General features: G+C 72.4%; 11 protein-coding genes. 6 read left to right on the top strand and 5 right to left on the bottom strand.

The features are described 5' to 3' along the window. Positions 1-32: 32 nt before the first annotated feature. From LE548_RS33550 to LE548_RS33540, 3 genes are all read right to left on the bottom strand, one after another. The gene (locus LE548_RS33550; protein WP_225100784.1) at positions 33-260 is read right to left on the bottom strand and encodes a hypothetical protein; all 228 of its coding nucleotides are present in this window, start codon (positions 258-260) and stop codon (positions 33-35) included. Positions 261-291: 31 nt separating this feature from the next. After that, positions 292-1,611 (bottom strand): inorganic phosphate transporter, encoded by a 1,320-nt coding sequence (locus LE548_RS33545; protein ID WP_225100783.1) that lies wholly within the window; start codon positions 1,609-1,611, stop codon positions 292-294. A gap of 153 nt (positions 1,612-1,764) precedes the next feature. Next, positions 1,765-2,517 (bottom strand): lysozyme, encoded by a 753-nt coding sequence (locus LE548_RS33540; RefSeq protein ID WP_225100782.1) that lies wholly within the window; start codon positions 2,515-2,517, stop codon positions 1,765-1,767. 335 nt (positions 2,518-2,852) lie between these two features. Between LE548_RS33540 and LE548_RS33535 the strand changes: the two genes are divergently transcribed. The 3 genes from LE548_RS33535 (at position 2,853) to LE548_RS33525 (ending at position 6,588) form a co-directional block, all read left to right on the top strand. After that, positions 2,853-3,467, top strand: coding sequence for a class II aldolase/adducin family protein (locus tag LE548_RS33535; RefSeq protein ID WP_225100855.1), 615 nt, complete (start codon positions 2,853-2,855; stop codon positions 3,465-3,467). 448 nt (positions 3,468-3,915) lie between these two features. After that, a complete protein-coding gene (locus tag LE548_RS33530) occupies positions 3,916-5,043 on the top strand; it encodes an alpha/beta hydrolase (protein ID WP_225100781.1) in 1,128 nt (375 codons plus the stop codon). Between the two features lie 147 nt (positions 5,044-5,190). Further along, the gene (locus LE548_RS33525) at positions 5,191-6,588 is read left to right on the top strand and encodes a hypothetical protein (protein WP_374116207.1); all 1,398 of its coding nucleotides are present in this window, start codon (positions 5,191-5,193) and stop codon (positions 6,586-6,588) included. 25 nt (positions 6,589-6,613) lie between these two features. Here LE548_RS33525 and LE548_RS33520 read toward each other — a convergent pair whose 3' ends face one another. Both LE548_RS33520 and LE548_RS33515 read right to left on the bottom strand, forming a co-directional pair. After that, complete coding sequence (locus LE548_RS33520) at positions 6,614-7,027, bottom strand: VOC family protein (protein WP_225100780.1); 414 nt, start codon at positions 7,025-7,027, stop codon at positions 6,614-6,616. A 101-nt stretch (positions 7,028-7,128) separates the two neighbouring features. Then, positions 7,129-8,019, bottom strand: a complete 891-nt coding sequence (locus tag LE548_RS33515) for a neutral zinc metallopeptidase (RefSeq protein ID WP_225100779.1) — start codon at positions 8,017-8,019, stop codon at positions 7,129-7,131. 281 nt (positions 8,020-8,300) lie between these two features. Between LE548_RS33515 and LE548_RS33510 the strand changes: the two genes are divergently transcribed. The 3 genes from LE548_RS33510 (at position 8,301) to LE548_RS33500 (ending at position 11,402) form a co-directional block, all read left to right on the top strand. Further along, positions 8,301-9,899, top strand: coding sequence for an ABC-F family ATP-binding cassette domain-containing protein (locus tag LE548_RS33510; protein ID WP_308030915.1), 1,599 nt, complete (start codon positions 8,301-8,303; stop codon positions 9,897-9,899). A gap of 349 nt (positions 9,900-10,248) precedes the next feature. Next, complete coding sequence (locus LE548_RS33505) at positions 10,249-10,470, top strand: helix-turn-helix domain-containing protein (RefSeq protein ID WP_004002281.1); 222 nt, start codon at positions 10,249-10,251, stop codon at positions 10,468-10,470. 128 nt (positions 10,471-10,598) lie between these two features. Next, the gene (locus LE548_RS33500; RefSeq protein WP_225100778.1) at positions 10,599-11,402 is read left to right on the top strand and encodes an enoyl-CoA hydratase/isomerase family protein; all 804 of its coding nucleotides are present in this window, start codon (positions 10,599-10,601) and stop codon (positions 11,400-11,402) included. Positions 11,403-11,404: the final 2 nt, after the last annotated feature.

The following is an 11,404-nucleotide window of genomic DNA, read 5'->3' as shown; positions in this document are numbered from 1 at the left end:
ACGAGCCGGAGAGGAGCCCTGCCGAGGTGTGGTCAGACCTTCGCCACGATCAGATACATGCCGTACGCCACCGCCGCCGCGCAGGCCGCGAAGCAGACGTAGGCGCCGGTGACGGCCAGGGCCGCGGAGTTGCCCTGGGCCGCCGCCTTCTCGCGCCGCGCCAGAGCGCTCACCCCGAGGGTGAACACGGCCACCAGGCCCACCGTGACCGCGAGGCTGACGCCGAAGACGGAGCCGATGGCCGACCAGTCGATCTTCATGATGCTTCCTTCGGTAACCGGGTGGCCGGGGTCAGACGGTGGCGGCCGGCGGAGTGGCCGGGGCGGCCGGGGCCGAGGTGGCTGCGGCCGGGGTGGCTGCGGCCGGGGTGGCTGCGGCCGGGGTGGCCGGGGCGACCGGTGCGGCGGCGGCCGGGGAGGCGATCGTGGCCGTCAGGTCCTCGCCGATCGTGCCCGCCGGGGGCGGGGTGACGGCGGCGATGGCGGTGGTCACCACGCCGGCCGGCTCCTCGGTCTCCTCGACGACGTTGGTGTGGTCCACGACCTCGCGGCGGGAGATCTTCCAGATCGCGGCGCTCGCGGCGACCAGGAAGACGGCGACAGCGGCGGTGCCCCAGTCACCGAGTTCCGTGACGGACTCGGCGCCCGCGCCGACCAGCGCGGCGGCCGGAAGGGTGAGGACCCAGGCGATGGCCATGCGGGTCGCGGTGGACCAGCGGACCACACCGCCCTTGCGGCCGAGGCCCGTGCCCATCACCGCGCCGGAGACGACATGCGTGGTGGAGAGGGAGAAGCCCAGGTGGGAGGAGGCCAGGATGGCGGTCGCGGCGCTGGTCTGGGCGGCGAAGCCCTGGCGCGGCTCCAGGTCCGTCAGGCCCGTGCCCATGGTGCGGATGATGCGCCAGCCGCCGATGTAGGTGCCGAGCGCGATGGCCAGGCCCGCGGAGAGGATCACCCAGGTGGGAGGGTTCGAGCCCGGGGCGATCGAGCCGCCCGCGATCAGCGCGAGGGTGATGATGCCCATCGTCTTCTGGGCGTCGTTGGTGCCGTGGGCGAGGGAGACCAGGCCGGCGGAGGCGATCTGGCCGGCGCGGTAGCCCTTGCGGGTGGCCTCGCCCTCGGCCGTGCCGCCGATGCCGTAGGACAGGCGGGTGGACAGCAGGGCCGCGACGCCGGCGACGAGCGGTGCGGCGACCGCCGGGAGGAGCACCTTGGTCACCAGCACGTCGCCGTGCACGGCACCGAAGCCGGCGGAGGCGACCGTGGCGCCGATCAGGCCGCCCATCAGGGCGTGCGAGGAACTGGACGGCAGGCCCACCAGCCAGGTCAGCAGATTCCAGAGGATCGCGCCGACCAGGGCGGCGAAGATGACCTCGGGACGAATCCCCTTCTCGTCGACGAGACCCTTGGAGATCGTCTTCGCGACCTCCACGGAGAGGAAGGCGCCCACCAGATTCAGGGCGGCCGACATGGCAACTGCGATCTTGGGCTTCAGGGCGCCTGTCGAGATGGTGGTGGCCATCGCGTTGGCGGTGTCGTGGAAACCGTTCGTGAAATCAAACGCGAGTGCGGTTACCACCACAATCGCGAGGATCAGCGAGAAGCTTTCCATTTACCCAGGCAATCGTTCGAGGTCATTGGCTGGACGACCGTAGGCAACCTGGGTGAACGGAAGGTGAACTGGGACAGGCGTGGCGGTGTCCGAAGAGGGCGGGTGGGATTCCGCTTGCCGTCTTGTGCCGCTCGCGACCCAGGCGCCCCTTGGCTACCGGCTGCGCGCGAAGGCCCGCAGCCGGTCGGCCGGCCCGTTGAAGAGATTCTGGTCACCCGGAAGGGAGCCCTCGGTGCCGTACTGCCAGAACGTCCAGTACCGCCAGCCGCCCGGCAGCGTCCCTGGGCCGACGGTGTCGTGCCGGGCGATCCACAGCGCGTGACTGGAGGAGAACGCACGGCTGTTGCCGGTGCAGAGCTCCCACCACTGAGTGGTCGTGTAGATCACCGGACGGCGCCCGGTCTCCTCCTTCACCGTGTCGCTGAAGGACCGGATCCAGCGGACCATCTTCGCCTTGCTCAGCCCGTAGCACTGGAGCCTGGCGCTGTACGGGTTGTATTCGATGTCCAGCGCGGGCGGCAGCGTCCAGCCGTCCTCCCGCCAGGCGCCGCCGTTGCGCACGAAGAACGCGGCCTGCGCCGCGCCGGAGGACTTGTCCGGCAGCGCGAAGTGGTACGCCCCCCGGAGCAGGCCCGCGTCGCGCGCGCCGTCGTACTGCTCGTCGAAGTGGGGGTTGTGGTAGTCCGTGGACTCGGTCGCCTTGACGTAGACGAACCGTGCGCCCTTCGTCCGGGTGGACGGCCAGTCGACGTGCTGCTGGTGCGAGGAGACGTCGTGCCCCTGGGGCAGGGCCGAGACCAGCGCCGGGGGCCCGGCTGCGGCCGCGGGCACCGCGAGGGCGAGCGCCGCCGTGGCCGCCGTGACGACACCGGCGCGGCGGCGGAAGGGGGTGCGTTCACTGGCCATGCGTCTCCCCGGGTCGGCGGACGAGCGGTCGTCCGACGGGCAAGAGAGATCATTCAAGGCCAGGCGCCCACCGAAGCAGCGCCTTTTTCCGGTGTTTCAGGGCGACTTCCGCCCATTCGGAGGCACCCGTTTCCGGGCCGCCGTCCGCCGCACCTCGCCTCCGGCGGATCACGGCTGGCAGGATCGCGGAATGGCTGAGCGGTGACGGCTCAGCGGTGACGGCGGATCCGGGAAGGACTTCGGTGGACGAGGAACACGGACACGGACACGGACAGGGGCGGGAACAGGCACCGGAACGGGAACAGGAACCGGAACGGGAACAGGCGTGGGCGGACCTGGTCGCGGCGGCGCGGCGGACCGTCGCCGACGGGCTGGTCGTCGGCACCTCCGGCAACGTCTCGGTGCGTGTCGGGGACATCGTGCTGGTCACCCCGTCGGGCGTCCCCTACGACCGGCTCACCCCGGACGACCTCACCGGCGTGGACCTCACCGGCCGCCAGGTGCTCGGCACCCTGGTGCCGACCAGCGAGCTCCCCATGCACCTCGCCCTCTACCGCACGACCGACGCCCGCGCGATCGTCCACACCCACGCCGTGCACGCCACGGCGGTCTCCACGCTCGTGTCCGAGCTGCCGCTGGTCCACTACATGGCCGCGGCCCTCGGCGGCCCCGTCCGGGTCGCCCCCTATGCCGCCTACGGCACCGACGAACTGGCCGAGAACATGCTCCGCGCCCTGGCGGGCCGCTCCGGCTGCCTGCTGCAGAACCACGGCACGATCACCTACGGCACCACCCTCGACCAGGCCTACGACCGCACCGCCCAACTGGAGTGGATGTGCCGCCTGTGGCTGACGGCGTCCTCGGTACCAGGCCTGACCCCGACCCTGCTGACCGAGGCCCAACTGGCGGAGGCGGGGGAGCGGCTGCGGGGGTACGGGCAGCGAAAGTGAGCCCGCGCCGCACAGCCCGCGATTCCCGGGCCATGCGGCGCCCTTCCTCGTCCCCGCCGGCTCCGCCCACTGCGATCCGCCGCTGCTTCCTCGCTCACCTGGACCCGCTGCTCCGTTCCGGCTCCGCCCACTGCGATCCGCCGCTGCTTCCTCGCTCACCTGGACCCGCTGCTCCGTTCTGGCTCCGCCCTCTGCGATCCGCTGCCGCTTCCTCGCTCACCTGGACCCGCTGCTCCGTTCCGGCTCCGCTCACTGCGATCCGCCGCCGCTTCCTCCGCTCACTCGGACCCGCCGTTCCCTTCCGGCTCCGCTCACCGAGAGCCGCCGCGACGGAAGCCGGCCACGCCGCGCATGCCCGGCCGTACCGGGCCCTCCCGCACCCCCACCGCCTCAGCTCGCCCCGGCCTCTCCACTGGCCGGTGTCCGCAACCCCCACGACACTGGACTGGTGCGCCCAGTCAGAGCGACCGCCACCGCGGTCACCGCGGTCATCGCCGCCGGTGCGGCGTCCGTCGCCGTCGGGCGGCTGGCCAGTGATGCCGCGCTGAAGGCGCCGGCGGGCCGTCCGCTGCCCACCGAACCCAGGCTCACCGTGCACGCCACGGCCGCCGGCCGGATCACGCTGACCCGCGATCTGGCCTCGCTGCGCCCCGGTACCTACGGCCTCGCCGGTGACGGTGCCCACGCGGTCGTCGGCCCCGTCCTGGACGCGGCCGAGCACAGCGCCGACACCGTCGTACGCCGCCTGGAACGCGTCACACACGGCACCCTCGCCCCCGGCGACCCGGTGTGGCTCACCCCGAACCTGTACGTCGGCGATCCGGACACCGCCCTCGGCCTCGACCACGCGGACATCGACGTGCCCGGCGAACTCGGCAACCTGCCCGCCTGGTTCGTACCCGGCGCCCGGGACACCTGGCTGATCGCCGTGCACGGCCTCGGCACCACCCGGGAACAGGCCATGAACCTCATGGGCCCGCTGCACTCCCGCCGGGTCCCGGTCCTCGCCCTCGCCTACCGTGGCGACCTCGGCGCCCCGCGCCCGCCGGACGGGCTGAACCACCTCGGCGAGACCGAGTGGCGGGACGTCGACGCCGCGATCCGCTACGCCGTGCGCTACGGCGCCCGCCGCGTCGTCCTGCTCGGCTGGTCCACCGGCGCCACCATGGCCCTGCGCGCCGCCGAGTACTCCTCGGTGCGCGAGCGCATCGCCGGGCTCGTCCTCGACTCACCGGTGCTGAGCTGGGAGGCCACACTGCGCGCCCTGGCCCGGGCCCGGCACACCCCGCCACCCCTGCTGCCGCTCGCCGTGCGGGCCGCCCAGGGCAGGACCGGCCTGTACGCCGACCGGGCCGCGCAGCCCACCGACCCCGACCTGCTCACCGTACCGACCCTGATCTTCCACGGCCCGGACGACGAGGTCGCCCCGTGGGAGTACACCCGCCGCCTCGCCGCCCGCCGCCCGGACCTGGTCGCCCTGCACACCGTGGCCCGGGCCCCGCACGGAGCGATGTGGAACGCCGACCCGCAGGAGTACCAGGAGCGGCTGCGGCGCTTCATGACCCCCCTGGTGTGAGGCCGGTCCGGCCATTCCGTTTAAGGCCGTACGACTGGCCTGATCGGCACTCCTCGCCCCGCCCCTGACCCCGTGCATTGGCCAGCCCCGTCGCCCGCCGTGACATTCCGTTTGGGTTTTCGGACCGTCAACCGGAAGACTGCACCCGTGACGTCCCGTATCCCGCGCGACTCCAGGCTTCGACTCGTCCGACCGCGACCCCTGGCCGCCGCCCCCAGAGCTGTGAACCAGCGGCGCCCGCAGCGCCCCTCGCCCCGGCCGCCGGAGGGCACACCCGCCCCGGCCGAACTGGCCGGAATGGCGCGCACCGGCCTCGCGGGCGCGGTCCGCGTCGCCCGCTGGGCCGACGCCGTCCTCGGCCCCGGCAGCGCCGGCGCCACCGCCGACGGCAAGGCCACCCTCTCCGACCCGACCGCCGAACGCGCCGCCGCCGACCTCGGCCTGAGCGCGGCTCAGGTCCGCGCCGACTGGGACACCGCCCGCCTCGCCGGACTCGTCGAGGTGCACGGCGACAGCGCCCGCCCCGGCTGGCGGCTGCGCGCCTGGGACCGCGACGACAGCGCCGTACTGCGCGGCTGGGTCGCCCTCTTCGACGCCTGGTCCCTCGCCTCCCCCGAGCCGGCGGAGCACGAGCCGGCCGCCGTCGCCGAGGTCGTCTCGGCCATGCCCCAGGTGCTCTCCTTCCTCCAGCTGTCCGCCGGTCCCGTCCCGGTCGAGCAGCTCCTCGACCTGCTCCAGCAGCGGGTCACCGAACTGCGCACCGAGCGCTGCGAGATCCCCTACGGCCCGCAGCCCGAACCCGTGTCACCGCCGCAGCTCACCGACACCCCGCTGGAGCCCCTCCTCGACTGGGCGCTGCGGGCCCTCGCCGCCGTCGGCGCCCTGACCTACGGCGACGCCCAGGCCACTCTCACCCCGCTGGGCAGCTGGGCGGTGTGGGTCAAGCTGGAGCAGATCTGCGTGGCCGCGCAGAGCCCCGCCGGCAACATCGAGCAGTCCGCCGAGGACATGCTCCGCGGCTGCGCCCAGCTCCGCCCGAACGCGGCCCGCGCCGAGTACCGCGCCTGGCTCGCCGCCCGGCCCGTCGGCAGCGCCGTCACCCAGCTGATCGACGCCGCCCGCGGCGAGGACGCCCTGCTGCGCGGCCTGGCCTTCGAGGCGCTGCGCGTCGTCGGCGCGCCCGCCGAGCCCGACGTACGGTCCGTCGTGACCGAGTCGGCGCTGCGGCCGTACGCCCTGCTGTGGCTCGCCGAGCACGACGGGGTCGACCCGGAGGACGCCCACGAGGTCCTCACCCGTGAGGAGGCGACCTGGCTGTGGGTGGACACCGCCGCCGCCGTCGCCGACCACGGTGAGGCGCCGATGCTGGTCCGGCATCTGGAATCCGCGGTGCAGCCCACCGTCCCCCAGCTGCTCGACGAGGTCCGCGCCGTCGGTCACCCGCGCACCGTGCAGGTCCTGGTCGCGCTCGCCGCCGCACACCCCGACCCGGCCCTGGCCAAGGCCGTGCGCCGGGCCGCCTTCCAGGTGCACACCGGCGGATGAGCGACCCGGGACGGGCGCGGGCGGTTCAGACGCCGATCTCGGGGGCGTACGTCCCGAAGCTCCAGATGTTGCCCTCAAGGTCACGCGCCATGTAGTCCCGCGAGCCGTAGTCCTGGTCCGTCGGGGGCAGGAGGATCTCCACGCCGTGCTCCAGGGCCCGCTGGTGGTGGGCGTCCACGTCGTCCACGACGATGTACACCCCGGCGGGTCCGGCGCCCTTCATCGCCGCGTCGAAGCGGCCGCCGCGGCCCTTGGAACCGATCATCACCGCGCCGTTGCCCTGGACCAGCTCGGCGTGCATCACCGTGCCGTCCTCCGTCTCGTACAGCGACAGCTCCGTGAAGCCGAGGGCCTCCGTCAGCTGTCTGATCGCCGCCTTCGCGTCCGCGTACAGCAGCGAGGGATAGACGCTCGGCCGTCCGCCACCCGTGCCCGCCATGCCGATCACTCCTTCGTACGCCTTCGTACGCCGGTTCCGTGGCGCCTCGTCCAGTCTCGCAGCCGGCACTGACAACGCCCCGGACCAGGACCGTGGGCGTCTCAGCGGAAGGTGTCGCACTGCCACATGTCGCCCGTGCGATAGCCCTGCCGGAACCACTGCTGCCGCTGCCGCGCCGACCCGTGCGTCCAGATCTCCGGCGTCACCCGGCCCTGGAACCGCTGCTGGATCCGGTCGTCCCCGACGGCGGCCGCCGCGTCCAGACCGTCGCGGATGTCGGCGGCGGTGAGGTCCGCGACCAGTGGCCTGCCCGTCGACGGGTCCGGCGTGGTCGTCGCGTGGTGCGCCCAGACGCCCGCGTAGCAGTCCGCCTGCAGCTCCGTCCGCACCAGGTTGCTGTCCGGCCCGGCCGGCCCGTCCTGGGCATGGCCGAGAAGGCCCTGCAGATCCTGCACGTGATGGCCGTACTCGTGCGCGATCACGTACGCCTGCGCGAAGGCCCCGGCACCCGCCCCGAACTTCGTGCGCAGCTCGTCGAAGAAGCCCAGGTCCAGATAGACCTTGCGGTCGCCCCCGCAGTAGAACGGCCCCACCGCCGAGGTGGCCGTACCGCACGCCGTGCCGACCCGGCCGCTGAAGAACACGGTCGGCGAGGCGCTGTACGTCCCGTGCCGTTGCCGGAACTGCTGGGCCCAGTAGTCCTGCACGCTGTTCACCACGGCCACCGCCCGGCAGTCCTCCCGGGCGTTCGCGTCCTTCCCGGTACGGCAGGACCGCTGGACCTGCGCGAGCGAGGAGGGGGCGGGCGTGGCCGTGTCGGCTCCGGAGGACAGCCCGAGCCGCTCCGGGCCCACGCCCAGGAAGAGCGCCAGCAGCAGCGCGATCACTGCGGCCAGGCCACCGCCGACGGTCGCCCGGCCGCCGGGGATCGGGCTGCCGCGCCGGTCCTGCACCTCGGAGGTGTCCAGGTTCGCGTTGTCGTCGAACCGCACCCGTCACCGCCTTCGCCCGCGCCGTCGTGCTCCTCGTCCGAAGCCTGGCGCCATCCCTACCCGCCCCGCCGCCCCACTGCCGGACCCGACACCCGAACGAGCGACTCCCCACCTCACGGGCCCGGTCACGACGGCCGTACGACAGACGTAGTACGGACGCCGGAAAACCGCTTGCACGGGCCCGTTAGACTTCCCCCATGGCCATTCTCCTCGCGCATTAGACAGCGGGAACGCCCTCAGCCGTCCACCCGCCCCCTTCCTGTACGCCCTGGAGTCTGTCCGTGATCTCCGCCTCCGGTATCGAGCTGCGCGCCGGCGCCCGAGTCCTCATCGAGTCCGCCACCTTCCGTGTCGCCAAGGGCGACCGCATCGGCCTGGTCGGCCGCAACGGTGCCGGCAAGACCACGCTCACCAAGGTCCTGGCCGGCGAGGGCATCCCCGCCGGCGGCACCGTCACCCGCTCCGGCGAGGTCGGCTACCTCCCCCAGGACCCCCGCACCGGCGACCTCGACGTCCTCGCCCGGGACCGCATCCTCTCCGCGCGCGGCCTCGACGTACTGATCCGCAAGATGCGCGAGAACGAACAGCGCATCGCCAACGGCCTGGGCGCCACCCGCGAGAAGGCCCTCAAGCAGTACGAGCGCCAGGAGACCGAGTTCCTCACCAAGGGCGGGTACGCCGCCGAGGCCGAGGCCGCCACCATCGCCGCCGCGCTCAACCTGCCCGACCGCGTCCTCGGACAGCCGCTGCACACCCTCTCCGGTGGTCAGCGCCGCCGTATCGAGCTGGCCCGGATCCTGTTCTCCGACGCGGACACGCTGCTCCTCGACGAGCCGACCAACCACCTCGACGCCGACTCGATCATCTGGCTGCGGGACTACCTGAAGACCTACCGCGGCGGCTTCATCGTCATCAGCCACGACGTGGACCTGGTCGAGACGGTCGTCAACAAGGTCTTCTACCTGGACGCGAACCGCTCCCAGATCGACGTCTACAACATGGGCTGGAAGCTCTACCAGCAGCAGCGCGAGGCCGACGAGAAGCGCCGCAAGCGCGAGCGCGCCAACGCGGAGAAGAAGGCCGCCGCCCTCAACGCCCAGGCCGACAAGATGCGCGCCAAGGCCACCAAGACGGTCGCCGCGCAGAACATGGCCCGCCGGGCCGACAAGCTGCTCTCCGGTCTTGAGGCCGTCCGCCAGTCCGACAAGGTCGCCAAGCTGCGCTTCCCGGAGCCCGCGCCCTGCGGCAAGACCCCGCTGATGGCCGAGGGCCTGTCGAAGTCGTACGGCTCCCTGGAGATCTTCACCGACGTCGACCTCGCCATCGACAAGGGCTCGCGCGTCGTCATCCTCGGCCTCAACGGCGCCGGCAAGACCACCCTGCTGCGTCTGCTCGGCGGTGTGGAGCAGCCCGACACCGGCGAGGTCGTCCCCGGCCACGGCCTCAAGCTCGGCTACTACGCCCAGGAGCACGAGACCCTGGACCCCGAGCGCACGGTCCTGGAGAACATGCGCTCGGCCGCCCCCGACATGGACCTGGTCGAGGTCCGCAAGGTGCTCGGCTCGTTCCTGTTCTCCGGCGACGACGTCGACAAGCCCGCCGGTGTCCTGTCCGGCGGCGAGAAGACCCGGCTCGCCCTGGCCACCCTGGTGGTCTCCTCGGCCAACGTGCTGCTGCTCGACGAGCCGACCAACAACCTGGACCCCGCGAGCCGCGAGGAGATCCTCGGCGCGCTGCGCACCTACAAGGGCGCGGTCGTCCTCGTCACCCACGACGAGGGAGCCGTCGAGGCGCTCCAGCCGGAGCGGATCATCCTGCTGCCGGACGGCGTCGAGGACCTGTGGGGTTCCGACTACGCGGATCTCGTCGCCCTGGCGTGACCGAAGCACTGATCACCAAGTACTGATCAACTGCGTATGGATCATTCGGCTCATCCGTGATCCATCATCTGTGTGAGATCTCCTCGTATCGGGGTGTGTCGTACACGGATTTCCCGGCCGATCCCTTGCGCCCCAAGGGATCGGCCGTCGCGCGTCCCTGACCTGGCACTTCGCGGATCCACCCGTTCGGCCCCGTGGACCCGACCCCTTGGAACCCCTTGTTCCGCTTGTGGGGATCCACTCCTGTCGTCACAACGATGTCTCACCGACCTTGCCGAATGGGTGGCCATCAGGCCCGAGAGGGGTGATCATGAGGAGACCAGAGCGCACTTCCCATGAGGAGGCACGGGTGGCCGAGACTCTGAAGAAGGGCAGCCGGGTGACCGGCGCCGCGCGCGACAAGCTCGCGGCAGACCTGAAGAAGAAGTACGACTCCGGTGCGAGCATCCGGGCGCTGGCCGAGGAGACCGGCCGCTCGTATGGCTTCGTGCACCGGATGCTCAGCGAGTCGGGCGTCACGCTTCGTGGGCGTGGCGGAGCGACCCGGGGCAAGAAGGCCGCATCGTCCTGACTCCGGGCGGCCCATCGGCTTCGATGGTGGCCACCCGGTCGGCGGTCTGACCGGCCGGGTGGTTACTGTGCAGTCACTTAGGCATGCTGTCGGCATGCCCGGATGACCGCACCCATCGGAGGCGCCCCATGGCTTCGCCCGACCAGGACCTCGCTCCTGTACTCGACAAGGACGGCGTACGGCTCACCGTCGACGACGCGCTCGCCACGGTGACGCTGAGCAATCCGGCCAAGCGCAACGCGCAGAGCCCCGCCCTGTGGCGGGCGCTCACCGAGGCCGGTCGGCTGCTGCCGGGCTCCGTCCGTGTCGTCGTGCTGCGTGGCGAGGGCAAGTCCTTCTCCGCGGGGCTGGACCGGCAGATGTTCACCCCGGAAGGGCTCCCGGGCGAGCCGACCTTCATCGATCTCGCGCGTCGTGACGACGCCGGGCTCGACGCGAGCATCGCCGAGTTCCAGGAGGCGTTCACCTGGTGGCGGCGCAACGACATCGTGTCCATCGCCGCTGTCCAAGGGCACGCCATCGGGGCCGGCTTCCAGCTCGCGCTCGCGTGCGACCTCAGGGTCGTCGCGGACGACGTGCAGTTCGCTATGCGCGAGACCAGCCTCGGCCTCGTGCCCGACCTGACCGGCACGCACCCGCTGGTCGGTCTCGTCGGGTACGCCCGCGCGCTGGAGATCTGCGCCACCGGACGGTTCGTCGGCGCCGCGGAGTCGGTGGCGTCCGGGCTGGCCAACCTCGCCGTGCCCGGCGACCAACTGGACGAGGCGGCACGGGACTTGGCCGCGGCGCTGCTGGCCGCGCCGCGGGACGCGGTCGTGGAGACCAAGGCGTTGCTGCGCGGTGCCGCCGACCGTACGTACGACGAGCAGCGGGCGGCCGAGCGGGCCGCCCAGGCTCGCCGGCTCAGGGATCTGGCCGGCGTCGGCGAGTGAAT

The sequence above is a fragment of the Streptomyces sp. CoH27 genome (assembly GCF_020181035.1).
Taxonomy (GTDB): domain Bacteria; phylum Actinomycetota; class Actinomycetes; order Streptomycetales; family Streptomycetaceae; genus Streptomyces; species Streptomyces camelliae.
Note: the sequence above shows the minus strand (reverse complement) of the source record. Positions and strands in the feature narration are given on the sequence as shown.

Bases quoted from the DNA above. Each gene is read 5' to 3' on its own strand.
- LE548_RS33550 (WP_225100784.1), bottom strand. From the start codon at position 260: ATGAAGATCGACTGGTCGGCCATCGGCTCCGTCTTCGGCGTCAGCCTC.
- LE548_RS33545 (WP_225100783.1), bottom strand. From the start codon at position 1,611: ATGGAAAGCTTCTCGCTGATCCTCGCGATTGTGGTGGTAACCGCACTC.
- LE548_RS33540 (WP_225100782.1), bottom strand. From the start codon at position 2,517: ATGGCCAGTGAACGCACCCCCTTCCGCCGCCGCGCCGGTGTCGTCACG.
- LE548_RS33520 (WP_225100780.1), bottom strand. From the start codon at position 7,027: ATGGCGGGCACGGGTGGCGGACGGCCGAGCGTCTATCCCTCGCTGCTG.
- LE548_RS33500 (WP_225100778.1), top strand. From the start codon at position 10,599: ATGGCTTCGCCCGACCAGGACCTCGCTCCTGTACTCGACAAGGACGGC.